27 protein-coding genes are annotated in these 26,507 nt (G+C 46.4%); 11 read left to right on the forward strand and 16 right to left on the reverse strand.

Annotated features, from left to right (window positions below):
* Positions 1–195: 195 nt before the first annotated feature.
* The 5 genes from ACMUEV_RS24925 (at position 196) to ACMUEV_RS24945 (ending at position 5,567) form a co-directional block, all read left to right on the forward strand.
* A complete protein-coding gene (locus ACMUEV_RS24925; RefSeq protein ID WP_017286401.1) occupies positions 196–558 on the forward strand; it encodes a ferredoxin thioredoxin reductase catalytic beta subunit in 363 nt (120 codons plus the stop codon).
* Between the two features lie 72 nt (positions 559–630).
* Positions 631–2,067, forward strand: a complete 1,437-nt coding sequence (gene sufB / locus ACMUEV_RS24930; RefSeq protein ID WP_017286400.1) for a Fe-S cluster assembly protein SufB — start codon at positions 631–633, stop codon at positions 2,065–2,067.
* 127 nt (positions 2,068–2,194) lie between these two features.
* Positions 2,195–2,977: a Fe-S cluster assembly ATPase SufC gene (gene sufC / locus ACMUEV_RS24935; protein ID WP_017286399.1), complete on the forward strand. Its 783-nt coding sequence runs from the start codon at positions 2,195–2,197 to the stop codon at positions 2,975–2,977.
* On the forward strand, positions 2,974–4,302 hold the full coding sequence (sufD, locus tag ACMUEV_RS24940) for a Fe-S cluster assembly protein SufD (protein WP_190647169.1): 1,329 nt from the start codon (positions 2,974–2,976) through the stop codon (positions 4,300–4,302). Before sufC ends, sufD begins: the two co-directional genes overlap by 4 nt.
* Positions 4,303–4,304: 2 nt before the next feature.
* Entirely contained in the window at positions 4,305–5,567 is a 1,263-nt protein-coding gene (locus tag ACMUEV_RS24945) for a SufS family cysteine desulfurase (RefSeq protein ID WP_190647168.1), read from the forward strand.
* Between the two features lie 79 nt (positions 5,568–5,646).
* Here the strand turns inward: ACMUEV_RS24945 and ACMUEV_RS24950 are convergent, their stop codons facing one another.
* From ACMUEV_RS24950 to rsmH, 5 genes are all read right to left on the reverse strand, one after another.
* Entirely contained in the window at positions 5,647–7,251 is a 1,605-nt protein-coding gene (locus ACMUEV_RS24950) for a DUF3352 domain-containing protein (RefSeq protein WP_190647167.1), read from the reverse strand.
* Positions 7,252–7,419: 168 nt separating this feature from the next.
* Positions 7,420–7,839: a helix-turn-helix domain-containing protein gene (locus tag ACMUEV_RS24955; RefSeq protein ID WP_242044199.1), complete on the reverse strand. Its 420-nt coding sequence runs from the start codon at positions 7,837–7,839 to the stop codon at positions 7,420–7,422.
* Between the two features lie 86 nt (positions 7,840–7,925).
* Positions 7,926–8,120 (reverse strand): type II toxin-antitoxin system HigB family toxin, encoded by a 195-nt coding sequence (locus ACMUEV_RS24960; protein WP_242044198.1) that lies wholly within the window; start codon positions 8,118–8,120, stop codon positions 7,926–7,928.
* Between the two features lie 10 nt (positions 8,121–8,130).
* Positions 8,131–9,204: a histidinol-phosphate transaminase gene (locus ACMUEV_RS24965; RefSeq protein ID WP_190647166.1), complete on the reverse strand. Its 1,074-nt coding sequence runs from the start codon at positions 9,202–9,204 to the stop codon at positions 8,131–8,133.
* Positions 9,205–9,284: 80 nt separating this feature from the next.
* Positions 9,285–10,148, reverse strand: coding sequence for a 16S rRNA (cytosine(1402)-N(4))-methyltransferase RsmH (rsmH, locus tag ACMUEV_RS24970; protein WP_190647165.1), 864 nt, complete (start codon positions 10,146–10,148; stop codon positions 9,285–9,287).
* Positions 10,149–10,339: 191 nt separating this feature from the next.
* Between rsmH and ACMUEV_RS24975 the strand changes: the two genes are divergently transcribed.
* The 3 genes from ACMUEV_RS24975 to ACMUEV_RS24985 all read left to right on the forward strand — a co-directional run bounded on the left by ACMUEV_RS24975 (position 10,340) and on the right by ACMUEV_RS24985 (position 13,819).
* A complete protein-coding gene (locus tag ACMUEV_RS24975) occupies positions 10,340–11,524 on the forward strand; it encodes an NAD(P)H-quinone oxidoreductase subunit H (RefSeq protein WP_190647164.1) in 1,185 nt (394 codons plus the stop codon).
* Positions 11,525–12,248: 724 nt separating this feature from the next.
* A complete protein-coding gene (locus ACMUEV_RS24980) occupies positions 12,249–12,467 on the forward strand; it encodes a hypothetical protein (protein ID WP_017286390.1) in 219 nt (72 codons plus the stop codon).
* A 269-nt stretch (positions 12,468–12,736) separates the two neighbouring features.
* The gene (locus tag ACMUEV_RS24985; RefSeq protein WP_199329186.1) at positions 12,737–13,819 is read left to right on the forward strand and encodes a class I SAM-dependent methyltransferase; all 1,083 of its coding nucleotides are present in this window, start codon (positions 12,737–12,739) and stop codon (positions 13,817–13,819) included.
* A gap of 205 nt (positions 13,820–14,024) precedes the next feature.
* On the opposite strand, the gene ACMUEV_RS24990 is transcribed toward ACMUEV_RS24985, so the two are convergent.
* Complete coding sequence (locus ACMUEV_RS24990; RefSeq protein WP_017286388.1) at positions 14,025–15,077, reverse strand: septal ring lytic transglycosylase RlpA family protein; 1,053 nt, start codon at positions 15,075–15,077, stop codon at positions 14,025–14,027.
* A 343-nt stretch (positions 15,078–15,420) separates the two neighbouring features.
* Here ACMUEV_RS24990 and purM point away from each other — a divergent pair, with 343 nt between their 5' ends.
* Together purM and rsmA are read left to right on the forward strand one after the other, a co-directional pair.
* The gene (gene purM, locus ACMUEV_RS24995; protein WP_017286387.1) at positions 15,421–16,449 is read left to right on the forward strand and encodes a phosphoribosylformylglycinamidine cyclo-ligase; all 1,029 of its coding nucleotides are present in this window, start codon (positions 15,421–15,423) and stop codon (positions 16,447–16,449) included.
* A gap of 1 nt (position 16,450) precedes the next feature.
* Positions 16,451–17,263 (forward strand): 16S rRNA (adenine(1518)-N(6)/adenine(1519)-N(6))-dimethyltransferase RsmA, encoded by an 813-nt coding sequence (gene rsmA / locus ACMUEV_RS25000; protein ID WP_190647162.1) that lies wholly within the window; start codon positions 16,451–16,453, stop codon positions 17,261–17,263.
* Between the two features lie 120 nt (positions 17,264–17,383).
* On the opposite strand, the gene ACMUEV_RS25005 is transcribed toward rsmA, so the two are convergent.
* Positions 17,384–18,004, reverse strand: coding sequence for a hypothetical protein (locus tag ACMUEV_RS25005; protein WP_017286385.1), 621 nt, complete (start codon positions 18,002–18,004; stop codon positions 17,384–17,386).
* A gap of 148 nt (positions 18,005–18,152) precedes the next feature.
* Here ACMUEV_RS25005 and ispE point away from each other — a divergent pair, with 148 nt between their 5' ends.
* Complete coding sequence (gene ispE / locus ACMUEV_RS25010; RefSeq protein ID WP_190647161.1) at positions 18,153–19,094, forward strand: 4-(cytidine 5'-diphospho)-2-C-methyl-D-erythritol kinase; 942 nt, start codon at positions 18,153–18,155, stop codon at positions 19,092–19,094.
* On the opposite strand, the gene ACMUEV_RS25015 is transcribed toward ispE, so the two are convergent.
* The 9 genes from ACMUEV_RS25015 to secD form a co-directional block, all read right to left on the reverse strand.
* On the reverse strand, positions 19,080–19,211 hold the full coding sequence (locus ACMUEV_RS25015) for a hypothetical protein (RefSeq protein WP_348251399.1): 132 nt from the start codon (positions 19,209–19,211) through the stop codon (positions 19,080–19,082). The two genes, ispE and ACMUEV_RS25015, sit on opposite strands and share 15 nt — an antisense overlap.
* Before the next feature lie 5 nt (positions 19,212–19,216).
* Positions 19,217–19,696, reverse strand: coding sequence for a DUF3368 domain-containing protein (locus ACMUEV_RS25020; protein ID WP_190647160.1), 480 nt, complete (start codon positions 19,694–19,696; stop codon positions 19,217–19,219).
* On the reverse strand, positions 19,693–19,977 hold the full coding sequence (locus ACMUEV_RS25025) for a UPF0175 family protein (protein WP_017286382.1): 285 nt from the start codon (positions 19,975–19,977) through the stop codon (positions 19,693–19,695). Before ACMUEV_RS25025 ends, ACMUEV_RS25020 begins: the two co-directional genes overlap by 4 nt.
* 255 nt (positions 19,978–20,232) lie before the next feature.
* Positions 20,233–20,592 carry a hypothetical protein gene (locus ACMUEV_RS25030; RefSeq protein ID WP_190647159.1) on the reverse strand — a complete coding sequence of 120 codons (360 nt, stop codon included), beginning with the start codon at positions 20,590–20,592 and terminating at the stop codon, positions 20,233–20,235.
* 45 nt (positions 20,593–20,637) lie between these two features.
* The gene (locus ACMUEV_RS25035; protein ID WP_190647158.1) at positions 20,638–22,713 is read right to left on the reverse strand and encodes an NACHT domain-containing protein; all 2,076 of its coding nucleotides are present in this window, start codon (positions 22,711–22,713) and stop codon (positions 20,638–20,640) included.
* A gap of 111 nt (positions 22,714–22,824) precedes the next feature.
* On the reverse strand, positions 22,825–23,619 hold the full coding sequence (locus ACMUEV_RS25040) for a tryptophan-rich sensory protein (RefSeq protein ID WP_190647157.1): 795 nt from the start codon (positions 23,617–23,619) through the stop codon (positions 22,825–22,827).
* 47 nt (positions 23,620–23,666) lie between these two features.
* Complete coding sequence (locus tag ACMUEV_RS25045; protein ID WP_190647156.1) at positions 23,667–24,089, reverse strand: hypothetical protein; 423 nt, start codon at positions 24,087–24,089, stop codon at positions 23,667–23,669.
* Positions 24,090–24,098: 9 nt separating this feature from the next.
* Entirely contained in the window at positions 24,099–25,061 is a 963-nt protein-coding gene (gene secF / locus ACMUEV_RS25050; RefSeq protein WP_190647155.1) for a protein translocase subunit SecF, read from the reverse strand.
* Positions 25,058–26,482 carry a protein translocase subunit SecD gene (gene secD, locus ACMUEV_RS25055; protein WP_017286376.1) on the reverse strand — a complete coding sequence of 475 codons (1,425 nt, stop codon included), beginning with the start codon at positions 26,480–26,482 and terminating at the stop codon, positions 25,058–25,060. Before secD ends, secF begins: the two co-directional genes overlap by 4 nt.
* Between the last annotated feature and the right edge of the window lie 25 nt (positions 26,483–26,507).

Consider the following 26,507-nt stretch of genomic DNA (forward strand, 5'->3'; position numbering starts at 1 on the left):
TCAAGTCATCAATTCCTAACCGACTTTGACAACTCTAATGTTGCTAAAGTACTCTACAATAGGATTAAGCAACACGGAAGTTGTTTTAATTATAAACTGCTTCGTCCTGTTCTGGCTCGCTTTTCTCGATCGCGCAACGCAACACAGGTGTTGTTTTAGTAATAAGATCCTCTAAATGTACTGCTGATCTGACTCATGAACACTGACCCTCAAGCTACACAAGCATCAGACAAAAACCTTGAAGCGATGCGCCACTTTTCCGAGCAATATGCGAAGCGCACAGGCACGTATTTCTGTATCGATCCGGGCGTAACCGCCGTTGTGATCGAAGGACTCGCGAAGCATAAAGAAGACTTAGGATCTCCGCTCTGCCCCTGTCGTCACTACGAAGACAAAGAAGCAGAAGTCGCGGCGGCGTACTGGAATTGCCCCTGTGTCCCGATGCGAGAACGCAAAGAGTGTCACTGTATGTTGTTCCTTACGCCCGAAAACGATTTTGCCGGCGAGAAGCAAGACATTACCTTTGATGAGATTCGTAAAGCTACGAGTAACATCTAGGTCGCACCCAGGGGCGGTTTCGTCCCTCCTTAAAAAGATCCGATTCAGAGAACACGATCGATAAATTCAACCATGAGTGCAACTGTTCAAACGCTCGTTAACCAACCCTACAAATACGGATTCGTCACCAACATCGAATCCGACACAATTCCACGTGGATTGAGCGAAGATGTAGTTCGTTTGATTTCTGCGAAGAAAGAAGAGCCGGAATGGATGCTGGACTTCCGGTTGCGCGCCTATCGGCAATGGTTGAAAATGACCGAGCCAGATTGGGCGGCGGTGGGATATCCCGCGATCGATTATCAAAACATCATTTACTACTCGGCTCCAAAAGTCAGCGAGAAGAAGAAAAGCCTCGATGAGGTTGACCCTGAATTGCTGGAGACGTTTGAGAAGCTTGGAATTCCACTCTCGGAGCAAAAACGGCTCAGTAATGTGGCAGTCGATGCGATTTTTGATAGTGTCTCTGTCGCAACGACTTTTAAAGAGAAGCTGGCGAAAGATGGTGTGATCTTCTGCTCGATTTCAGAAGCAGTGCGGGAACATCCAGAGCTGGTGAAAAAATATCTGGGTAGCGTCGTCCCCGTTGGCGATAACTACTTTGCTGCATTGAATTCGGCGGTGTTCAGTGATGGCTCATTCGTCTTCATTCCGAAAGGCGTGAAATGTCCGATGGAGCTTTCGACCTACTTCCGCATCAATAATGGCGATTCGGGACAGTTTGAGCGCACTTTGATTGTGGCGGAAGAAAGCGCACAAGTCAGCTATCTCGAAGGCTGTACTGCACCGATGTATGACTCGAATCAGCTTCATGCAGCAGTCGTCGAATTAGTGGCGCTGGACGATGCGGATATTAAGTATTCGACCGTTCAGAACTGGTATGCAGGAGACGCAGACGGGAAAGGCGGAATCTATAATTTCGTGACCAAGCGCGGATTGTGCCAAGGGAAGAATTCTAAGATTTCTTGGACACAGGTGGAGACGGGTTCTGCGATTACTTGGAAGTATCCAAGTTGTGTTTTAGTCGGCGATAATTCTGTCGGTGAATTCTACTCGGTTGCTTTGACGAACAATCATCAGCAAGCTGACACGGGTACGAAAATGATTCACATCGGCAAGAATACTCGCAGCACGATCATCTCGAAAGGGATTTCGGCGGGTCAGTCGAAGAATAGCTATCGCGGTTTGGTGAAAATTTCACCGAAAGCAACTGGAGCGCGGAACTATTCGCAGTGTGATTCGATGCTGATTGGCGATCGCGCTCAGGCGAATACCTTCCCTTACATCCAGGTGCAGAATAATCAGGGCAAAGTCGAACACGAAGCCTCGACTTCTAAGATTGGCGAAGACCAGTTGTTTTACTTTGCTCAGCGCGGCATTTCTCCAGAAGACGCAATTTCAATGATGATTAGCGGCTTTTGTCAGGATGTCTTTAACCAATTGCCGATGGAGTTTGCAGTCGAAGCAGATAAGCTGCTCAGCCTCAAGCTAGAAGGTAGCGTGGGTTAAGAAAATCGATTCAGCAGAGTGGGACACCCTTGCTCTGCTGAACTTTAGCGATCGAGGTTAGTCAAGTTTTGAAGCTCCTGATCGCGCCGAATATTAATTGGCATAGGGCACAGTTAGGAGGGAGCGAATGATTGTTGAAAATGGTGAAGTGATTCTGTCGGTTAAAAATCTCACGGCTGAGATTGATGGGACTCCGATTTTAAAAGGAATGAATCTCGAAATTAAAGCTGGTGAGACTCACGCGATTATGGGCCCGAATGGATCGGGGAAAAGTACGTTTTCTAAAATTTTGGCAGGACATCCCGCTTATACCGTAACGGGTGGAGAAGTTCTGTTTCGAGGAAAAGATTTATTCGAGCTTGAACCTCACGAACGCGCAAATTCTGGCGTATTTCTCGCGTTTCAGTATCCGCTTGAAATTCCAGGCGTAACGAATGTGGATTTCTTGCGAGTGTCTTACAATGCAAAGCGCAAACAAGAAGGCTTAGAAGAGCTAGATGCATTTGACTTTGACGATATCGTGCATTCTAAGCTTGAGCTATTAAAAATGGATGCAGGCTTTCTCACTCGCAGTGTCAACGAAGGATTCTCAGGCGGGGAGAAAAAGCGAAATGAAATCTTACAGATGGCTTTGTTAGAGCCGAAGTTAGGCATTTTGGATGAGATTGACTCTGGATTGGATATCGATGCGTTGAAAGTCGTTTCGCAGGGTGTCAATGCTCTTAAGACTTCAGAGAATGCAGTGCTAATGATTACGCACTATCAGCGGTTACTGAACTACATCACACCTGATTTTGTCCATGTGATGGCAGATGGGCGGATTCTCACAAGCGGCGGAAAAGAATTAGCGCTAGAGCTTGAAGAAAGAGGATACGACTGGGTTGTAGAAGGTGAAGCGGTAGGTGCATGATGATTGAAGTCTCAACCGTTCCCGAAGTTGGAAATTTAGGGACAGTCCCGAAAGTTGATCGGGCTGAATATCTCGCCAATTTGCTCAAACTGCGATCGAATCTTGCACCCGAATTGCAGGACATCCGCGATCGCGCTGCTGTGATTGTTCACGATCGAGCAATTCCCTCGACTCGTGATGAAGAATGGCGATTCACAGATTTATCTGGGTTACTTTCTCTCAGCTTAAAATCTGCTGAACCTGCAAGCTTAGGCTATCCGCAAATTGAATCGTTTCTGTTGAAAGAAGCCGTGAATTCGCGCTTAGTCTTTGTCGATGGTGCTTTTGCTCCTGATCTTTCTGCGATAGACGACTTGCCAGATGGCGTTGTCGTGAGCAACTTTGCAAACGTTGCAGAATTCATTCCAGATATCAAAACTCATCTGGCAAAATTGCCCGGTGGAGAGGAAGTTTTCACTGCATTAAATACAGCAAATTTGAGTGATAGCGCGATCGCGTTTATTCCGAAAAATCAAGACGTTGAAGCGCCGATTCACATCCTCTATGTTTCAACTCAAAGCGAAACGGCTCAATACCCAAGATGCTTAGTCGTCGCTGAAACGGGCAGTCGAGCAACAGTGGTTGAAGATTTTGTCACCTTAACCGAGGGTGCATACTTCACCAATACCGTTACGGAAATCGCGATCGCGGAAAACGCAGAAATTCGCCATACTAGAGTTCAGCGAGACAGCAATGCTGCGTTTCACATTGGCAAAACGGCTGTTTCTCAGGCAAGAGATTCTCGCTATTCCTGTACCGCAGTTCACTTCGGCGGCAAGGTGTCTCGACATAATCTAGAGATTTACCAGACCGGGGAGCAGACTGAGACAACGTTGAATGGCTTGACTGTGCTGGATGGCGATCGCGTTGGAGATACACACAGCTTGCTTTCTCTGAGCAGACCGTATGGAATCGGAAATCAGGTGAATAAGACGATTGTTAGCGATCGCGCTCATGCTGTTTTCAATGGCAAGGTCTTCGTTCCTCAAGCTGCTCAGCAGACCGATGCGAGACAACTTAGCCGTAATTTATTGCTCTCTCCGAAAGCACGAGTTGATACGAAGCCACAGCTAGAAATTATTGCAGATAACGTGAAATGCGCTCATGGTGCGACTGTCAGCCAACTCGAAGAAGATGAAGTCTTTTACCTTCAGAGTCGAGGCATTGATCACGAATCGGCTCGGAAATTGTTGACCTATGCCTTTGCCATTGAGGTGATTGATCAAATTCCCGTTGAGTCTTTACGCGATCGACTCGCTACGTTTATTCGTTCCCAACACACCTAACCATGACTTTCCTGCAAGAAAAAACCCTCGCTGCTCAAGTGCGATCGGACTTTCCGATTTTAAATGAGCGTGTTCATGATAAGCCGTTAGTCTATCTCGACAATGCCGCGACTTCACAAAAGCCGATCGCGGTTCTCGATGCGTTGCATCATTACTACGAGCATGACAATGCAAATGTTCATCGTGGCGCACATACGCTGAGTGCGAGAGCGACTGATGCTTATGAAGGCGCACGCGATAAGGTAGCAGCGTTTGTGAATGCAGCATCCCGGCAAGAGATTGTTTACACGCGCAATGCAAGTGAAGCAATCAATATCGTGGCGTATGCTTGGGGCTTGAATAACTTGCAGGCAGGCGATGAAATCATTCTGACGGTGATGGAGCATCATAGTAACCTTGTGCCTTGGCAACTTATTGCTGCGAGAACAGGTGCTGTGATTAAGCATGTCCAACTGAATGAAGAAGAAGGCTTTGATTTTGAGCATTTCAAATCCTTGCTGTCTGAGAAGACTAAGCTGGTTTCAGTGGTGTATGTCTCGAATACTTTGGGATGCATTAATCCGGTTCATGAGATTTGTGCAGAAGCTCACAAAGTTGGGGCGAGAGTTTTAATTGATGCCTGTCAGGCTGTGCCGCATATGCAAGTTGACGTGCAGGCGATCGATTGTGATTGGCTCGTAGCATCCGGTCATAAGATGTGTGCGCCGACTGGAATTGGATTTCTGTATGGCAAGTTAGACGTTCTGCGTTCGATGCCTCCGTTCTTCGGCGGCGGCGAAATGATTGCAGATGTGTACTTGGATCATTCGACTTATGCAGATTTGCCTCATAAGTTTGAGGCGGGAACTCCGGCGATTGCAGAAGCGATCGCGTTAGGTGCAGCCGTTGATTATTTAACGAACATTGGCATGGATAAGATTCATGCTTACGAAGAAGAGTTAACAGCGCATCTATTCCAGCGGTTGGCTGAGATTCCGAATCTGCGGATTTATGGAACTAAGCCAGATGCACAAGGCAGAGGAAGAGCGGCTTTAGCATCCTTTACGGCTGGAGAATTGCATCCTCATGACCTTTCGACTCTGCTCGATCACGAAGGCATTGCGATTCGATCCGGGCATCATTGCACACAGCCTTTGCATCGATTGTTGAATGCTCCTGGATCAGCGCGAGCTAGCTTGTATTTTTACAATACTCACGAAGAGATTGATCAGTTTATTGAAGCGTTGAAAAGCACGATCGAGTTCTTCAGCGGAATGATGAACTAGAACGCAAGAATGATTGAAAAAATAAGGGTGTCGAGCTTTTCTTTGAGCCGACACCCTTATTTTTATCTCCAAGGCTGCTTCAACTTAATTGCACGAAAACACCGCCGCGTTGAATACCCGATCGATTGCCATAGTTACTAATCGTCAGTGATTTCAAGTGCTCAAAAATCGATCCACCTGCTAATTCAGCAATTTTCAAAATCGGCAATTGCTTCTCTAAAATCGGCTGTGCTGCATCCCAATCAATATAGAGATAACCCGTGTTCGTTTTTTGTAATCCAGCGATCGCATTTGTGAATTCTTGACTATTGGCGAGTGTATTGTTCTGCGCCGTCAAGACCGCATTCATCGCATCAATGGAGGTTGCGAAAATTTCGTATTTCCCGATCGTAGTGTGTACTCCAACTACATCTGCTTCAATTTTCTTCGTTGCCGCACCCGACGAGAATTTCGTCCAAACTGAAACCGACTGATTGCCAACATCAATCGTACCTGTACTGATTCTTTGAGCTTTGGCTAATTCGTCTAAATGCGCGATCGCGCTTTCTGCTCCTTCTGTCTTCTCTGCCACAAACACCCAATCAGAATCCGGAATCAAAGCCAGCGCATACTCTCCAGTTACCCAACTAAAAATATCTTTCGGTAAATTGAGGTTCCATCGCTGACCCAAGGTATCAATTGGAGAATTAACCAACTTTGCCAAACTGCTCTCGCTTGAAAGCCCTGACCATAATTGATTGAGATTGATCCCCGAAGCCGAAATTGAAGCGATCGCAGGAATGTAATTCAATGCGCCAACTGCTTTGTCGCTTAATTTGGATGTTTCACCATCTCGCACGATCGCGGTTTCTGCAACTAATCCTTTGCGATCCAAACTTAGCGAAATTGCAGCCGTGGAAGCAGTTGGAGGTTCTTTACCGTTGAGCTTTGCAAGTTCAGGCAAATTTGCAAACACAACTCCAATTCGTCCTCGATCGAGCGCCGCGATCGCTGCTTGATACTGACTCGAATTTTCTAAATTCAATTCCGCAGCTTGCACATTATTAATCGCATCCCGCAGCACTTTCGGACTATTGGCAAACAAGACATACTGGCGACCCACAACCGCACTTGCAACCGTTATGGGAACCGACTCTGATTCAATCTTGCCGTAAATAATTTTTGTGCCTTGATACGCATCGAATACTAATTCAGTTCCAGCAATTGCCCGTTTCTGCCAAAACAGTTGCAGAAATTCTCTCGATCGCTCAGTATCTTTCGTCGCTAAAGCCAGTAAATATCCAGCTTCTTTGCCGTTTGTCTCATCGCGATCGATATCTAACGTTGTAATTGCAGCCGTCACTTCATTGCCTAACCAGGGCTGCACATCTCGCTTGTAGTTCAGTTCCGAACTTCCTAAAACTCCTTGTTTGAATTGTTCAAATTCGGCGCGTGTTGCAGCTCGATCTCCTGGTTTTGCGGACAATTGACGCAATGTTTCTAACTGATCTGGATTCACCAAGAGCGATGCCAGCACTGGAGCTTGTTTCGGAACAAACATCGCCGCAGTCGGCTGAATGCACCGACTGCCTTGGAATAAGCCAAGTGGACTTTGAGCAAAAATCCAGACAAAGCTAACGACTCCAATCACTAAGAGAACGCCAGCGATCGCAAAAACAAGGTTTTGAAAAGAACGGAACTTCATAAGCAATACAAGAGGCGCAAGTCACCAGACCTATTATCTAGGACGTAGGCAAACTTGCAATCGAGACTGCTGAATTTCGTTACTTTTTCACTCATTTGCTGTTTTTAATGGAACGATCGCTTCACGCCACAAAGCGATCGCATCTGAAACAAAGCGCGATCGCATTTCTTACACTCGCGATCGCATTTCTAGAGACTGTGGAGACACCCGAAAGAACGTCGCTAACTGTTGCACTTGAAGCTTCGAGGGTTGAACTGCACCGCTTAAAATCCCATCTACGATCGATGCATCTTCCAAAATCGGCACTAGATCTTGAGGCAGCAAATTCATCTCCGTCATCAGTGACCTAAGCAATGCAAGTCCCGTCAGCCTTGGAAAAACTTCCGTCCTTTCCTCATACTCATAAACGAGCGTTCCTAAAACCTTGAGATAATCCTGATCATCCTGCGTCAAAGGACTGCGATCCAGAATCGCATTAATCCGAGCTTGCGTTGCTAATAGTTCCGCATCATCAGTAATCGGACGAGGAGGAAACCCATTAATCAATTGCATATAATAACTACTCGGCATCTTCAAACCAGTCGTCATTTTTCCAATCCTCCTTGTCGTATTCTGCAAGTCAGAACTGCTCGAATAAAAATGATCTGAAACCGATAATCCAAGTACGTGATTAATCAATAATTGTTACCGCCAATATTAAAAACGATAAAATTTCCGACTAAATCCGCAGAAGGAAACACCTCTCTGACTTGAACAAAGGTATCAAACGAGTTCGACACCACACGCTCATACCAAGTTAGCAAACTGGTCTGAGCATTCGCGTGTTTCTCCCAAAACTTTCTCAGGGTGCTTCGACTAATGACTCGCATAGAAATTGAGCTAGGTCAGAGCATTCTTGAGTCGATCGAACATTCGTACATTTTCATCCGGTGTTCCAATCGTAATCCGCAATCCGCCACCTGTATGCCGAATAATCGTTCCTTGCTGTCTCAATTGTTCAGTTAATTGCTCTAAATCATGACTCGATCGCGCGTAAATAAAGTTTGCTGCACTCTGCCAAAGTTGCAGATTTGGCAGTTGTTCGAGTTTTTGATAAACGATCGCTCTTTGTTCTAAAATCTCTGACACAACTGCTAAAAGCGAATCCCGTTCTGCCAAAGCCAACCGCGCCGCAGCGATCGAGAAACTTGGTAAATTAAACGGCAAGCGCATTTTTTCCAATGCTTCAATCATTTCAGGATGCGCGATCGCATATCCAACCCGATGCGCTGCTAATCGAAATGCTTTAGAAAACGTTCTCAAAATGATCCAATTCGGGTGTTCCAGCAATTGATCCGCCAAAGTCGTCTGGCTAAATTCAAAATAAGCCTCATCAATCACAACTAGAATGTTTTGCGGCAGACTTTTTAACCAAGCAATTTCGGCAGAAGTCAGCGCATTTCCTGTCGGCGAATTCGGATGAACAACAAAAACAACACGAATCGCTTGAGTATCGATCGCATTCTGAGCAGCTTGCAAATCAATCTCAAAATTCTCAGAAGAACGATCCACACTCACCACTGGAATTCCCAAAGTCTTCGCCAAAATTCCATACATGGAGAACGTTGGATTGGCAACGAGAATCGACCCTTCGCCATTCAAACAAGTACACATCAGAATCGAGCGAATCAATTCATCTGAGCCGTTGCCCACTGAAATATTTGAGTTGGTGAATTGCGTTCCAGCGTATTGCGCGATCGCATCTTTCAGCGCTAAATATCCGCCATCTGGATATCGATTGGACTCGATTTCATTTTGCCAAGTCCAGGCTAATTTTTGCTTGAGTTCATCCGGGAGGTCGTATGGATTTTCATTCACATCTAAGCGATCGGGATGATCCAGATGTGAATTATCTGTATGCTGCGTGTTATATGCCGCAAATTCAGCCAGATCGGAGCGAATGAACTCAAGCATGATCAAAAAATTAAAGAGTTTGGCAGAGATCTGAGTCTATCAAACTCTTTAAAGCCTGAGACGAGAAGGAACTAGAACAATTAATGGTCGATCGCTTTTCGTTCTGCAATTCTCAACTTCGCCGATCGAGATCTGACATTCTCCCGAATCTCATCCTCTTGGGCAATAATCGGCTTCTTTGTCAGCACCGTTAAAAGCTCCGATTCTCGCAATCGATGCTTGACAATCCGATCTTCCAAACTATGAAAGCTAATAATTGCAATCCGCCCGCCCGGTTTTAACCAAAGTGGTGCCTTCGCAATCAAAGTCTCCAACACCTCAAGTTCTCGATTCACTGCAATTCGCAATCCTTGAAACACGCGAGTTGCCGGATGAATTCGACCATATCGATATTGCTTAGGAACGGAGTGTGCGATCGCATCCGCTAATTCCGTCGTCGTCTTAAACGGTCGCTGTTCGACAATTCGCTTGGCAATTCGCCGCGACAGTCTCTCCTCGCCATAGGTGTAAAAAATATCAGCCAGCTTCGACTCTTCCCAATGATTCACAATCTCAGCAGCTGTCAACTCCTGCCTGCGATCCATCCGCATATCGAGTGCCGCTTCCTGCCGAAAACTAAACCCGCGATCGGCCACATCCAGCTGCACCGAACTCACACCCAAATCCGCCAAAATTCCATCAAATCGTGTATCACCGGGATCAAATTCTGAGAAATTTTCGTGATAGAACGTAACACGATCACCTAATTTCGCTTTTGCTGCCGCGATCGCAGTTTCATCTTGGTCGATCGCGCTTAACCGCACCTGATCCGCTGCCGCCAAAATCAACGCACTATGCCCACCACCACCAACCGTTGCATCCAAATAATGTCCACCGCTTTGAATCGCCAAACCTTCGATCACTTCGCGACTCAAAACTGGAATATGGTGAAAATCTAAAGTCATGAAAAAAAGGGCGATCACTGCGCCATCGACTTAATTCTATCCGGGTCTAAGTGTAAATTGAATCCTGACAAAATTGATTCCAAACCGCACGAAGAGGCATGATTCTCTATAATTAAAAAAGTGCAACAAGCGCCCAAAAGCCCGAAATCTAAGCTTTTCCCAAAATCTGTGAATCGAGAGGCAGAACACCGATGGCAATGATCGAAACCAAAACAGAACCCATGGTTCTCAACATGGGTCCGCATCACCCCTCCATGCACGGGGTAATGCGCTTAATCGTCACGCTCGACGGCGAGAACGTGGTCGATTGCGAACCTGTCATTGGCTATCTTCATCGCGGCATGGAGAAAATCGCCGAAAACCGTACCAACATTATGTTCGTGCCTTATGTTAGCCGTTGGGACTACGCGGCAGGCATGTTCAACGAAGCCATCACGGTCAATGCTCCCGAACAACTCGCTGGGATCCCCGTTCCGAAACGCGCCAGCTACATCCGGATGATCATGCTGGAATTGAACCGGATCGCAAATCACCTCCTGTGGCTTGGTCCGTTTATGGCAGATGTCGGCGCACAAACTCCTTTCTTCTACATCTTCCGCGAACGCGAACTGATCTACGACCTGTGGGAAGCAGCAACAGGCTACCGCATGGTTAACCACAACTACTTTAGAATCGGCGGTGTTGCTGCGGATCTGCCGTACGGTTGGGTGGATAAGTGCTTAGACTTCTGCGACTATTTCATGCCGAAAGTCGATGAATACGAGAAGCTGATTACTGATAATCCAATCTTCCGTCGTCGCGTCGATGGTATCGGAGTCATCACTCGTGAAGATGCTATTAACTGGAGCTTATCCGGTCCAATGCTGCGCGCTTCTGGCGTGAACTGGGACTTGCGGAAAGTTGACAAATACGAGCGCTATGACGAGCTAGATTGGGATGTGCATTGGGAAACCGCAGGAGATTGCTTTGCGCGTTACCTAGTGCGGATTCGCGAAATGCGTGAGTCCGTCAAAATCATCAGACAAGCAATTAAAGGCTTGCCAGGTGGAGCATTTGAGAATTTGGAAGCGAAGCGGATGCTCGAAGGTCCCAAATCCGACTGGAATGGACCCGATTATCAATTCATTGGTAAAAAGATCGCACCGACGTTCAAGATCCCCAAAGGAGAACACTACGTTCGACTCGAAAGCGGCAAAGGCGAATTGGGTGTCTTCATCATGGGAGAGGATCATATCTTCCCGTGGCGCTTCAAAGTTCGGGCAGCAGACTTCAACAACGTCCAGATTCTCCCCTACTTGGTCAAGGGCATGAAGGTGGCAGATATCGTTACGATTCTCGGGAGTATCGATATCATTATGGGATCAGTCGATCGCTAAACTCCTTGCCCAGACCTCATCAACTCCAGGCAGGTAACGAACCTGCCTTTTTTGTTGCATTCTGTATCGCGTTTGATAAAACACAACATGATGTCCTCAAATGCTTCATTTTAAGCTAGTATGAGTTGCGGCTAGATTTTAAGCTTTCAATAAACTTTTTTTAATCTCGTTCTGTGCTCACACGGAGGCAACCCAAAATCAGTTTCCGTCAACAGCTCAGTGCTGGATATTGTTTGAGAAGCGTGACTTTATTTTCGTCTGTCTACGGATATTCCTGCTAGAGACTCAGCTAGTGCGTATGCTGGAGTAGCTTTCAGGGATGTATTTCAGGCGATTCTATGGCTCGCAGCACTCTAATGAGTTCAAGGATTCGATCGAGGAGTTTCGTAGAATTTGTAGCGTATCTGGATTAACAATCTATACTTCTGTGAGAGCGTTTGGCTATTCGACTAAAGTAGGAGATTTTTCTACTTTGCCTACTCTGCTGTGAAATGGTGCTCCATTCTAGCCACTCGTCCGCCAATTTCAGCAATAACACTGAGCGAATGCACGGACAGACGCTCTTGCAGCAAAAAGATTGACTTTTTTCAACTTAGACGCTATCAATAGTATGTGAACTGAAGCGCGACCCCTAGATGTAGCGTTTCTCTCCAAAACCGGATCTTAAGCTTAATTCGAGTGATTGTTCATTTCTTGTAACGCCCTTATTCTCCACGGTTGAATTATGAAGTACCAAGAGCAGCTAACTCCCTGGGTTGTATATCAGTTGACTTCTGACCTCCAACGTCAGGTTGTCATTCGGTTCCGTCGTCGTAACGATGCAGATTCGTATTTGAAGGTTCTGACTCAGACCCGTCCAAACGCGAAGTTCATCGTAGCATTTGATGCTCCGCAGGCTACAACGAATGTCGCAGCAGAAGAACCTGCTTTGGCAAAAGCGTAAACCCTAGGCGGAGTGTGGTGCAGTTTTTGATTTTTAGTGGACGTGCATCCCTCCTTCCTGAATCCTAGATTTCAGTTTAGATAGCGATTTAGTACAGATACTCTACTGTAGCCAGCTAAAAAATGCAATAGAGTGAAAGACGATCGTTTCTAGTATTCAGGTGAATTGTGTTTGCTCAGGACAATCAATCTTTGGACGAGTCGAGTCCTCTTTACAATTTAATATCGCAGCGAATTCGCGGATGTTCACGGTTAACGTTTGCCGAATTTATGGATCTTGCGCTGTATTGCCCGCAACTGGGCTATTACACGCGACAGCGCGAGAAAATTGGGGCGAAGGGTGATTTTTTCACTTCGTCCCATTTGTCTTTTGATTTTGGGGAATTGCTGGCGGAACAGTTGATCGACATGTGGCAGGTCTTGGGTCAGCCGAATCCATTCACTGTAGTGGAAATGGGTGCGGGTCAAGGATTGCTAGCTGTGGATATTTTGCGATATCTAGAGCGCCGAGATTTAGATTGTTTTTCTGCGCTATCTTATTTAATCCTTGAGAAGTCGGCAGCCCATGTGATTGAACAGCGGCAGCGATTAGGACGTTGGATTGAAAAAGGCGCACGTATTGATTGGACGACGATCGAGAATATTCCAGAATCGTCGATCGTGGGATGTTTTTTTTCTAACGAATTAGTCGATGCCTTTCCGGTGCATTTGGTGACGGTTCAAAACCATCAACTGAAAGAAATTTATGTTGAACTGATCGACAACAGATTTAGTGAAACGATCGCTGAGCTGTCAAGCGAGAGAATCGCGAAGTATTTTGAGTTTGTGGGCGTTAATATTTCTAGCTATGCAGAGGGATATCGAACCGAAGTCAATTTAGCTGCGCTCGATTGGATGGATGCGATTGCGAAACGGCTAAAATCTGGGTTCGTTTTAACGATCGACTATGGGTATTCAGCGACGCGGTATTACAATCCCATGCGATCGGGGGGAACATTGCAATGCTACTACCAACACAGCCACCACAATGATCCCTATATATATGTGGGAGAACAAGATATTACGGCTCATGTGAATTTCACAGCGCTGCAATTACAGGGAGAATTGTCAGGATTGCAGACTGTGGGATTGACTCAGCAGGGATTATTTTTAATGGCTTTGGGCTTGGGCGATCGATTATCCCAATTGACTCTCACCGAACCGACCAGTAGCGAGGATTTACAAAATCGATTGCAGCGCCGCGACGCATTGCATCAACTGATGAATCCAATGGGATTAGGTGGATTTGAGGTTTTGATTCAGAGCAAAGGGCTAAATGCAGACATCAAGCTAAAAGGGCTAACCCATGATTGAGCCGAATCACCTGTAGGTGTAGGAAATCATTTAGGATAAATCCTCCATCCTCACTGATTCAGCGAGGATAGAGGATCGGAGTCTGTACTCAGAAAAATCAACTCAATCTAGAAATTCATAGATGGGTGCTGCAAATCAACCGCGAAATTTCAATTGCAGCATTGAACAGGAGTGAACAATTCACCCATCCGAATGTCCTAAACTTCTAATTTCCTGCAATTCTGTCTCGAACTTCAAGGCGAACGGGAGCAACGCCGCTTTGAACTAATCCGAGCACACGAGCCGCACCTGCGGACAAATCAATCACGCGACCACCGGAGAACGGTCCACGATCGTTAATCCGCACTGTCACTGTTCGACCATTGTCTAAATTGGTTACTTGCACCAGCGTACCAAAGGGCAAAGTTCGATGAGCCGCGGTCATCGCGTTCTGATTGAACACTTCACCACTCGCGCTCATATTGCCGTGAAAGCCAGGTCCATACCAAGACGCCATCCCCTGAGAGCGGAACCGAATGGGACCGAGAGCCACTTCTTGAGGAGCACGTTGCGGACGATTCGACACTTGGCGCAGGGGTTCTGCATTTCCAAGCAATCGGCGGAGACGATTTGCAACCTGGAGCGCATCTTGCTCAGGATCGCGCGTTGAGTTTGGCAGAATCGTTTCTGGATCGACCGCGACGATCGTTTTTTTATTTGCCTCGATCACAAATCGATCGCCGGACTTTTGTTCGTTCCATCGGACGGTGATTTGATCTGCGTTAATACCGTCACGGTGGAGTTGGTTTAATTTTGCTGCGATCTCAGTGGCTCTTCTAACTGGATCAGCAGAGGAATTCTGGCGCGATGGAGTGCGAGTATCAACTTGGGAATTAGACGCACCGTATTTCAGTTTCGCGGCTTGGGTAGAGGAGTCAGCAACCTCACCGACTTTCACTTCGTCTGAGGAAATCCGGGACTGACCTAAAAACGTAACAACGGGAATATTACGGACATAGAGGGTAGCGGCTTTACGCCCAGAGATTTCGTGCGAATGGATTTTCGCGATCGATTCCTGGCTTTGGGGGGTCAGCTGTTCACCGACTTTTTGTTCTTCGCCCATCTTCACCACGGTTGGAGAAGACGGTCGGGGAGCCTCAGTAGACTCTTTCGATCCTTGGCTGGCTGCCTGGGTGGACTCCGCAAGGGCGGCGGTCACACCGACCGTACTGGAACACAGTAACGCGGCAGTCAATCCGCTAATCAATTTTTGGTTCATACATCCTATATGAGATTCACTTCAAACCTTGAGTCCGAGATGTGGCGGTCTGCCAACTGACACAACTTAAGCTGTGCTAACTCGTACTCGCTCCGTGTTCACTCCTGAGTTCAGAACTGCAACAGACTAGCATGAAGTTTTTACCCAGGGGATCAGGGTGCTATCAGTGCGAAATGAAACTTCATATTAGCTTCAAATTCTGACAAAAGACGAAGGTCTTGCATACAAAGGCTTTTAGGGATTTATAGGCAGGCTGAGGATTTTTCAGCTTCACGATAACTTTACGATAACTTCATACATTTTGTGAGGTATGCTGTTGTTTTGCAGATTCACGCGCAGGTTCATGGATTACCGGGAAGCAGGAGTTGATGTTGAAGCAGGACGGGCGTTTGTTGATCGCATTCGCGATTCTGTCAAGCGTACTTATCGTTCTGAGGTTTTAGGAGGCTTAGGTGGATTCAGCGGGTTATTTCAATTACCGTCTGGATATCAAGAGCCGATCTTAGTTTCAGGAACGGACGGAGTTGGGACGAAGCTAAAATTGGCACATCAACTCGATGTTCACAATACGGTTGGCATTGACTTAGTGGCGATGTGTGTGAACGATGTGTTGACCTGTGGAGCCGAACCATTATTTTTCCTCGATTATGTGGCAACGGGAAAATTGCTACCGGATCAGCTTGCCGATGTCGTGGATGGAATTGCCCAAGGGTGTGAGTTGTCAGGATGTGCCCTGATGGGGGGCGAGACGGCGGAGATGCCCGGTTTTTACCAGCCGAATGAGTATGATTTGGCTGGATTTTGTGTTGGCATTGTTGAAAAGGGCCGAATTTTAGATGGCTCGCGCGTGAAAGTTGGCGATGTCGCGATCGGACTTGCGAGTTCAGGCGTTCATAGCAATGGGTTTAGTTTGGTTCGGAAAATCGTCGTCGATCGTGGATTTGATTGGAGCGATCGACCGAGTGATTTGGGCGGTGCGACTTTAGGTGAAGTTTTACTCACACCGACTCAGCTTTATGTCAAACCGATCTTGGCAGCATTGAAAGCCGGAATTGAGATTCATGGCATGGCGCACATTACGGGAGGCGGTTTGCCAGAGAATTTGCCGCGCTGTTTAGCGCCCAATCAAACGGTTGAAATTGATCCCCATGCTTGGGAAATTTTACCAATTTTTCATTGGTTAGCGAGTCAGGGCAATGTTGCACCCAATGCCATGTTTAATACTTTTAATATGGGGATTGGTTATGTTGTGATTGTTCCAGAAGAAAGTGTCGATCGTACTTTGGAATTTTTCACAACTCACGAGTTGAAACCATCAAGAATTGGAACAGTCGTTCCAGGTTCGGGTGAATTATTAGGATTACCGGAATAACGTGCCAAAAGCGAGAAAACAGTTTGGGCAACATTGGCTAAAGAGTGAGAAAGCTTTAGCCAAAATTGTCAGTGCCGCTGAATTGAACGAAAGCGATCGCGTTTTAGAAATTGGGCCAGGAACGGGGATTTTAACGCGGCAATTATTATCGCAAGCTCAGGCAGTCGTTGCGGTTGAAATTGATCGAGATTTGTGCCCGATTTTAGTTCAAAAGTTTGGGCAATTTGAGAATTTCGTCTTACTTCAAGGCGATTTTCTCACACTCGATATTGATGAATTATTAGAGCCTTTTCCAGCATTTCAGCAGCCCCGAAAAGTCGTTGCTAATATTCCGTATAACATTACAGGTCCAATTCTCGAAAAGTTGCTAGGTACGATCGCAGCTCCCAATCCGCAGCCTTTTGAATCGATTGTCTTGCTGCTTCAAAAAGAAGTGGCGTTAAGAATTTGCGGGAATCCCAATTCGAGTCATTACGGAGCATTATCGATTCGGGTGCAGTACTTGGCAAATGCAGAATTTATTTGTGATGTGCCAGCAAAGGCATTTTCACCTCCTCCGAAAGTCGATTCGGCAGTGATTCGTCTGAAGCCAAGAGCGATCGAGCTTCCTGCAAATGATCCGAGAAAATTAGAGACGCTTGTGAAACTAGGATTTGCAAGTCGGCGGAAAATGCTGCGGAACAATTTGAAGAGCTTAATTGAGGTTGAAGAGTTGAATCAATTGCTTGAGCGTTTGAATCTCAATCCTCAAGCAAGAGCCGAAGATTTGAGCGTGGAAGAATGGGTGACATTGAGCAATGCCTTTGTTAGTTGATATTTGTCCCTAGCGAACGGCTTGAATTTCGCTCAACCTGGCAAGAAATTTGATAGCAGATCTCTCATGTTGAGCGAAGCCAAAATACAACTCACTCGTAAATTGATCTCACTTAATGATTTACTGCCCACACGTGCGCTCATAGTAACCGTGCACATCTTCATCGATGCAACGTTTCTTTTTCTTGTCATATCTTCGGCAGTATTTCTTCTCGCGCCAAACGTTTCGAGCGCTGCGATTTTGCTCGATCGTTCTTTCTTCAAATGAGGCTGTAAACCCGCCTGATTCAAGTACCTGATTTCCCCGTTTGATTTCGTATTCAAACTGATTTTCTCCAGGGCGCACAGCTAGAAATCGACCTTTATGCTCATCCCCAAATCGGATATCAAAATCTTCTGAAACATCTCCGTTGAAATATTCTCGATCGGTAAACGGTTTCGTCTCTCCCGGAAATCCAAACGTCACATTTCTAATGACTGCCCGAAGTTCTGGGGCAGGGCGAGTTGTCTTTGAGTAAAATCGCGATCGCGCAGAAGCCACTTGTTCGCCGGGACATTCACCTGTGTAGCGAATTCCGACGAGTGGAACGGTTGCTTGACCAGTATTGCCAACACTTCGACCTGAAAAGAGAAATCCAACCATGGGCAGATCTTGGGCATACCCTGACGTTACGGCAACCATTAGTCCAATCACTGCGAATCCAAATAGACCAAGCACTTTTTTCAGGAATGTCGTTTTCATTGTTCTGCGTAAATCAAGATGACTGCTGTTGCGATTGCTTCTGTTTTCAACTGTTTGGGAGAGTTTACGGAAACACCCGTAAAAAATTATTGGTATGAAGGTGTCCCTACAATCCCGATAATGGTATAGGTCTGACTCAGCGAATCTTATGCGATCGTATTCTCTTGTTGCTCCCGCTAAAATTAATCTCTATCTGCAAATTGTGGGCGATCGCCCCGATGGCTTCCATGAACTCGTCATGGTGCTGCAAAGCATTGAACTGGCGGATTTAGTCACGGTTCGCGCGATCGGCACGGATCAAATTCGGGTTCACTGCGATAATCCGGCAGTTCCGGTCGATCAAACGAATTTGGCATACCGAGCCGCAGAATTGATGATGCAAGAATTTCCTGAAATGGCTGCTCGATTCGGCGGTGTGGAAATTGATTTGCAGAAGCGGATTCCGATGGGGGCAGGCTTGGCAGGCGGATCGAGTAATGCGGCTGCGGTCTTGGTTGGAATTGATCTGATGTGGAATTTGGGGTTAACGCAGTGGGAACTGCAAGAACTTAGCGCCAGACTCGGATCGGATATTCCATTTTGCATTTCAGGCGGGACAGCCTTGGCTACGGGACGAGGAGAGCAGCTTGCACCGCTGACCAGTTTGGATCATCTCTATGTTGTTTTAGCCAAATATCGGGATCTGCCTGTTTCGACCCCTTGGGCGTACAAAACCTATCGGCAAAAGTTTGGTGGCACTTATCCAAAATCGCCATCAGAGATTGAAGCGAAGAAAGCGCGATCGAGAGAAATGCTCAATGCGATCGCTCATCACGATTTCAAACAAATCGGACAGCACTTGTACAACGACTTAGAGCTAGTTGTCCTGCCAGAATTCGAGAAGATTCAACAGCTTCGGGATCAGTTCGCGAAGTTTAATCCGCTTGGAACGATGATGTCAGGGTCGGGATCGACGGTATTTGCTTTGGCAGAATCGCGATCGCAAGCAGAAGAAATTCGAGAAAGAATGCGATCGAGCATTCCTGATGCGGATTTAGATCTTTGGGTGACGAAATTAAGCCAGTGTGGTGTGCATTTAGCGAATTCTTAATCTACGCGATTCAGACAGCGCATTGAAGTCTTGGGCAAGTTCTTGAAGAAATTGATGTTTTAAATTCATGCGACGAGCAACCGAGATTTGTTGCCGTTGGCTTTCTCTGAGAGCCATTGGTTTTACAGCTGTTCAAATTGATCGATTAATGTTTGGATTAGACTCGCAGAAGCACGGAAGGTTGTTTGCTGAAGTCGAGCAATTGCAGTTGGAAAATCGATTTTTCCTTGTTGACCTGCTTTGACTAAGATACCTAAAACCCCGACGATGGCTAAGCCTCTTTGTGTAGCGACCGCTCTTGCAGCTTGATCGTCGAGGAGAATTAAGTCGGCTTGCAGTTCTTCAGCTAATACGATCGCGTCTCGTTCTCCTGGGTCGAGTTCATCAGCAGATAGATTGTTTGAGGTTGTAACTGCTCTGATTTCTACCCAGCTTGGAGGTTGGGCAATCCAAGCTTGAACAATTGCAGGAGATTTGGGAGCGGCTAATTCATCTCGAATGATTTCGGGAATTACGATGCGATCGTACAACTCTGGGAGTAAGTCAATCAAATCAATCAGTAAGAGATAGCAAAGAGGAGAAGTGTCAGAGATAACGATCATGGTGTAGCTAGATTACCTTCTGATTGAAGGGTTTCCAGAGTGTCTAGATCCTTCTTTAAATCAGACAGATCGTAATTGAGATCAACGGCTCGCTGCTTGAAGAAAGCATCAAGTTCCAACCGGGTTGAAAATCCAAGGAGTTCTCTCGCTTTGCCTGAGCTAATCCATGCGTTTCGATAAGCTTCAATAACGCAAAGTTCGAGCATCTTTCGCTCTAAATTTCCTGGGTTGGTTTGTAGCTGATTTCCCAGGATGTCAGGAATCTCGATCGTAATTTGCATTGTTTTATCCAAGATAAATAATTTTCAATCGCGCTCTTGTAAATAAATTACTTATACAGGTTTGGCAAGGATGGAGGCAAATGATCACGTTTTACAAGTTGATTTCATTATCGCTTACGGTCAGCATTCGGGATTCGATCGCAGTCTTTAAAAAAGTGAGCTTTCAGGATTCTGATTGCAAGGTAGATGAAGTCCAATTGTTATCAATAAACGACGTAGATTCATAGCACCAAGGCAGCGGAAACTCGTTCAGACTCAGGAGGCATAAGGCTCTACACAAAATTGTTGATTTAGGGTTGGGACATCAATGTTTCTAAGTTTGGCAAGTTTGATGAGAGCTTCTAGCTGATCGACGTTCTGCTGTTCTAGCCGATCGGCGTAAGTGATGTATTCTTGTTGCTCGGTTTCAGTGAGTAGAGCTTGTTCGCTGCGATCGCGTAATTCATTAAGCCGTTGCTGCTCGTATGGAGGGAGCCGACGTTGAATAATTTCGATGAGTGTTGTTTCATCAGTTGAACTAAGCGATTCGAGCCAGTGAACGACATCATTGAGCCGTTCGGGTGGCAATTGTTGAATGAGTTCGATCGCTCTTTGGCGAATGTCAGTGTGAGTCATGATTGAGTGTCTCACGGGGTTTTCTCATTTTAACGACGATCGCGCTTATTCATCTTGGACGGTGAGCATTCGTGATTCGATCGCGTCCCAAACCTGCGGCGACACTCGCAAGGCAGCTTCTTTGCAGCGAATTATCAGTTCATTAGCGTAGAGATAGTTTTCGAGAGATTGCTTTTCTTCTCTTGATAGCTCGAGCCATTCAGGATTGATCTGGAGAGCGTCATACCAGATTTGACAGATACTATCTGCAAAGGCTTGGCGAATGTGAATTGGTTCATCATCGTAGTATGGGGCAGGTGCTGTGATCGCTTTAAATGAATTGATTAAATTTTGGGAATCAATTGAGGTGAAGATCTTGGAGCGGACACAGTAGGCAAGGTCATGAGCAAAGGTGGAAGTAGGGTCGCGACCGAGAACACTACTGAGATTGCGGGCTTGGACAAGGTTTTGGACAAGGTCACGACCGAGAGTAGGAGCTAGGGCTTGGGCAAGATCAAGAAATAGATCGAGGTCATGATTGCCAAGATAAAGGATATGAACGATGGAGCGGGTGTAAAAGAGTGCAACGCTTCTCTTAGCTGCTGGCTTAAAATCACCTTCAGATCCAGCAGTTACAGTATCTGTCCATTTGATCAAGCCTTTAAGCTTCTCTATATAGATCAATGCTTGTACTCTAGATTCCATTAGAGTTAGAAGGGCATCTGCATTTCTCATCAGACCTGACACCAGAAAGAAAACCTCACGCCAGCGTCTATCCGTTAAATGATTCGTAACCAGAGTTTCTAATTGCTGCTCATCCACAATGTATTGAGCAGTGAGATACTCCTGAAAAGTTAGATGCGAGAATGAATAGGTGTCACTCGCTCGTTCTACTAAAATCCCTTGCTGTACTTGAATTGCATACAGTACCTGTTCTGCATCAAGATGCTTTGGTGCATTCAGATTGCCCACGAGAAAAGCTCGAATCTGATCAGTCAGTTCTCGTTTTGAGAAAAATAGCTGATCTTCGGCAAAGCTTTGATAAGCGATCTCAGATAGTAAAACTTGTTCTAGCTGAAGGTTCAATTCTTGATAGATCGGATCACGGTGAACTCGTCGTTCTGCTGCCCATTTCTTCAGCCAAACCTCCAACGCTTCACCATACAACGCTGATCTTCGCTTCGGTAAGCTCTGCGATTCATCATAAACTGCACAAAGCAAGGTCAAGAGCAGAGGCGTTTGACCGAGTTCTTTGACTGCTTTGTACTCTGAACTATCGAGCAATTGCCAATACTGTTCTGCTACCTTCGGCTCTCGTCGAAACCACTGCTGCACAAAAGTCTGCATCTGCGAATCATTAAAGTTCGCCATCGTCACATCTTTGAAGCGCCGAAATCCCCCTTTATATGCAGCAATTCGACAGGAAGCGATGAAGCGGTTTTTGTCATACTTATCGACGAATGTCTCAATCTGACTGATTGCTCGATCGACATAAACGGTCGGCACTTCATCCAAACCATCCAGCAAAATCAAAAGCTTCCCTGCTTTCAAAAGATTTTGCGTAAACACTTCCGCATTGGGAAAACCGCAAGTCTCAAACTCTTCAGCAATCAGCTTTTCAATCTCACTATGTTGATCCCCAAACTGCTTTAACTCGATAAATACCGGAATCAATTCATGCCGATACCTTGCCGTTTCCCACTTCAGCGCTTCGAGTCCAACCTTCCTCAGAAAAGTCGATTTGCCAATCCCCGGACTTCCTAGCACCATCAATCGAGGCTCAAGATTCGCGACCGCGATGCCTTCCTTGCGCTCAGTTTTCTCAAAGATAAATCCTCGCCCAGTCTCTAGAAACAATTCTTTCAACGCTTCAGGACTTTCAAACCGACGGCTCTCACGGGTATTCAAAACCTGGACATCAGTATAGATCTCTTCCAAAGTCAGCGAATTATCCATCCGCAGACAATCATATTTCAGCGTACAGTGTCGCTTTTCATACGTTCGGACATACTCCTCGATCGCATGACCCACTTGCTGCTGGATTTTCTTATCAATTTGGTTGCCAGCTTGTTTCCAGCCTGTCTCGATCGCAAGTTTGATCAGATTCGTAATGACTGCCTGCGAGATAGGATCAATCGTCATAAGGTATCAATAGGAGGCTTTCTCTCATTGATACACTGCGATCGCGCTTCTACACGGATGATCTAGAGAAATTACAGAAACTTTCGCGATCGCATCCCAATCAATTAGAACTCATCCCCGCAGCGAGTTTGTCTGCCTCTTCGATATTCTCAACAACAGCAACACTAAAAGCCCGATCGCGCAACCAAGCGCAGTAATCGCGATCGCAGGCTGTGCAGATTGACGCACCGCAACTGCTAAAAACGCCCACACGATTACGCCCGTAAATGCCACATCTCGATATTGCAGAATGATCGCACAAGTAATCGCTGCTGCAATCAATAGCATTAACACTGTCCAAACACTTGGCGCAATGCCAAACCCATTCCACTGAGAAGCATATAAAGCAGAGGCAACATTGACGATCGTTGCAACACTAATCCAACCTAGATAAATCCGAATTGGAATCTGAGCCAACCATTTTTCTTCACGTGAAATCCGAATATTTTGAAATCTTGACCACCAATATGCAGCAATCAAATTCAATAAAATCCCCAACATGAAGACAACAGACCACCAGAACTGTTGCAGTTGAAATAAATACACCCAAACAATCTGAAAAATCGATGCCCAAATGATCGGAGCGCGTAATTTCAATAACCGGGGATTATGACGCTGAGCCGGAAGCACTTGATAAATACCAAAGCTGACTAAACCTAGGTAAATCACACCCCAAATCGCAAACGCATAATTCGCTGGCGTGATCAAAACTCCGCCTAAAACCTGATTTGCGATCGCTCCAATATTCAAGCCTCGCAGCGGAAACACATTGGAAAGCGCATTAATGACGATCGCCGCGAGAATTGAGATCAATGTTGCACTCTGAAGCAGCGGTGCAGCGGGAGAATTGCGCTCAGAATTTTGCATATCGCTTTCTAGAATTCACTCATCTAGCGTAGCGGGTTTTCTGCACTTCAACTTCTGCCAGATGACTTGGGCTGAATCCACTTCCAGAGCGGATGACTTTCACCCTGTTGCCAAATCTTGAACACCATTCGTTCGAGTCTTTCCTGCTCAGGCTTAGGCAGACCAAACAAAATATTTCGGCTCTGCCAAACCAGAACACTCACCGTTAGCCCAATACACAACCCTAAGCCAAGTGAAGCAAGCAAATTGTTCGCTAACCCATGCCGCAACGCTGCCCAGGTAAAGTAATCTTGCATCAACGAAATCGGATAGCGTAACCCCCAGAGACTCAGCGCCCCGAGCGTCAACCACAGTCCGATGAGGGTCAGCCACCGACCCAATACTGTCAATTGATGCAAGCGTTGCACAGCGGCTTGAAATTTGGGGTCAAGTTTGGGTGCATTCGGGTCAATGAAATCTGGAGGTGTCATACTTTATCGTTACTCGGCTTCTACTGCTGCCGTTTTCACCGGGGCAAAGGCTCGACCCCGCTTCTCACGCCACAGTGCCAATAGTGTACTCGCGATAAAGATACTTGAATACGCTCCCATAGCAAATCCGATAATCAACGCCAATGCAAAATTCTTCAGCGTTTCGCCTCCGAAGAAAAACAGCGCAAATAACGTCAATAACACCGTCAAAGTTGTGTTGATCGATCGCGTTAAGGTCTGATTGACTGCATCATCGACAATCTCATTGATATGCTGACCTGGGTTAAGTTGAATCGTCTCGCGAATACGATCGTAGATGACAACCGTATCGTTGACCGAGAAACCCACGATCGTCAGTAGCGCCACAACGAACAAGCTATCGACTTCGGTTCTCAAAGGCGTTAACCCCAGAATTGCGAAGAAACCAACGGTGATCAGCACATCGTGGAAAAGCGCGAGAATTGCAAAAATCGCATAGTCCAACTCAAAGCGAATTGTCATGTAGAACGTGATGCCTGCAAAGGAAACAATCAGCGCCAAGAGTGCAGATTGAAATAGCTGTTTCCCGATCGTCGGACCGACAGTATCAATCTGCGTTTTCGCCGCATCAAATTTGCCAATTTTCGATTGCAGTTCTGCTTGCAGTTTGGTGCGCTGATCCACGCTTAATGTATTCGTCCGAATCAACACTGCTCGCTGATCCTGACCGACAAGTTGAAGGCTCGAGTCGCCTAAATTCTCAGTCTTCAGCACTTCACGAATTGCGTCGAGGCTGATGGGCTTATCACAATTTCCAGGCTGACTGCAATCGAGTTCTAGTTGCAGACGCGTTCCACCTTTAAAGTCGAGTCCCGGACGTAAGGGTGTGCCGATTTGAGTTTGGAGCACCAGCATTGCAATAATGCTTGCGAGGATACAGATTGCAGAAATCGCCCACCACAGTCCTCGCTGGCGAATGACATTCAGTTTCATGAAGCGGTCTCCGAGATCGATTGATTAGCTTTGGGAACGTTGGGGCTGTACCATTCAGGCTTGCGTAATCCGGCAAAGGTCAAGGCATACAGCAGGAGGGTGCGGCTACAAGTCACAGCCGTAAACATACTAATGGCGACACCGAGCAGAAGTGTAACTCCGAATCCACGAACTAGCCCAGAACCGAGAAAAATCAGAGCAAGACAAGCGATCGCGGTGGTCACATTACTATCGAGAATGCTGGAAAAGGCACGGAAGAATCCAGACTCAACCGATCGATACAGGGTTTTACCAGACTGCAATTCTTCACGAGTCCGTTCAAAGATCAGAATATTCGCATCGACTGCCATGCCAATACTGAGAATAAATCCAGCGATTCCAGGCAAGGTCAGCGTTACGCCTAAGAGTTTGAATCCGGCATAAGTGAGGAGCGCATAGATAACGAGCGAGATTGCTGAAATCACGCCAGGGAGCCGATAATAGACAACCATGAAGCCTAATACAAACAGCAATCCACCCAGTCCAGCGTAGATACTGCTCTGAATACTATCGCGTCCCAAGGTTGCACCGACTGTCCGATTTTCGACGACTTCAACGGGGAGCGGGAGTGAGCCGCCTCGCAACTGTACAGCTAAGTCTGTCGCTTCTTGGGCTGTAAAGTTTCCGGTAATGACTGCACCTCCACCTGTGATGCCAGTCTGTGCGAATTCTGCACCGACGCTAGGAAAGCTAATTAAGCCGTTGTCTAAGAAAATTCCGAGAGAGCGACCTGTTCCTGCCAAGCTTTTGGTGAGTTGGGCAAATTTATCGCCGCCTTCTTGATCAAATCTCAGTGCGACACTGAAAGCACTTGAACCGGGGGCAGATTCGGGCTGAGCATTCTGTAAGTTTCTACCACCTAATGCAGGTGAGTCGAATAAAGCGGCGATCGCGTCATTGCTACGCTTGAGAGCGGCTTGATTTTCGGCGATCGCTTTTTCGTCGTTCGATTTTCGCAGTTCTTTTTGTTTGGCGAGCAATTCTCGGCGAATTTGATATTCGATCGGGAGCTGCTGTTCTGTTCCAGGTTTTTGCGCCCGAAAATCGAGTTGAGCGGTTCCGCCGAGCACTCGTTCTGCCTGTTCGGGATCGCTGACTCCCGGCAACTGGACAAGAATCTGATTTTCGCCTGCTGTTTGTACAAGCGGCTCTGATACGCCGAGTCCATTAATCCGCCCTTCGATGACGCGCTGGACATCTCCAAGCTGTTCGGATGTAATGTTTTTGATCTCTGCGGTGGGTTTAACCTGAATCGTAATTTGCGAACCGCCGCGTAAGTCCAATCCTAATAGTGTTGGAAAGTGCCGCTCATCCACAATGATGTAAATGGAGGCAAGCACCATCACCAAAATGAGTATTAATAATCCTCGTTGCCGTCCCATAGCAAATCCCGTTATGACAAAGGTT

The sequence above is a fragment of the Leptolyngbya sp. FACHB-1624 genome (assembly GCF_047649235.1).
GTDB lineage: Bacteria > Cyanobacteriota > Cyanobacteriia > Leptolyngbyales > Leptolyngbyaceae > Leptolyngbya > Leptolyngbya boryana.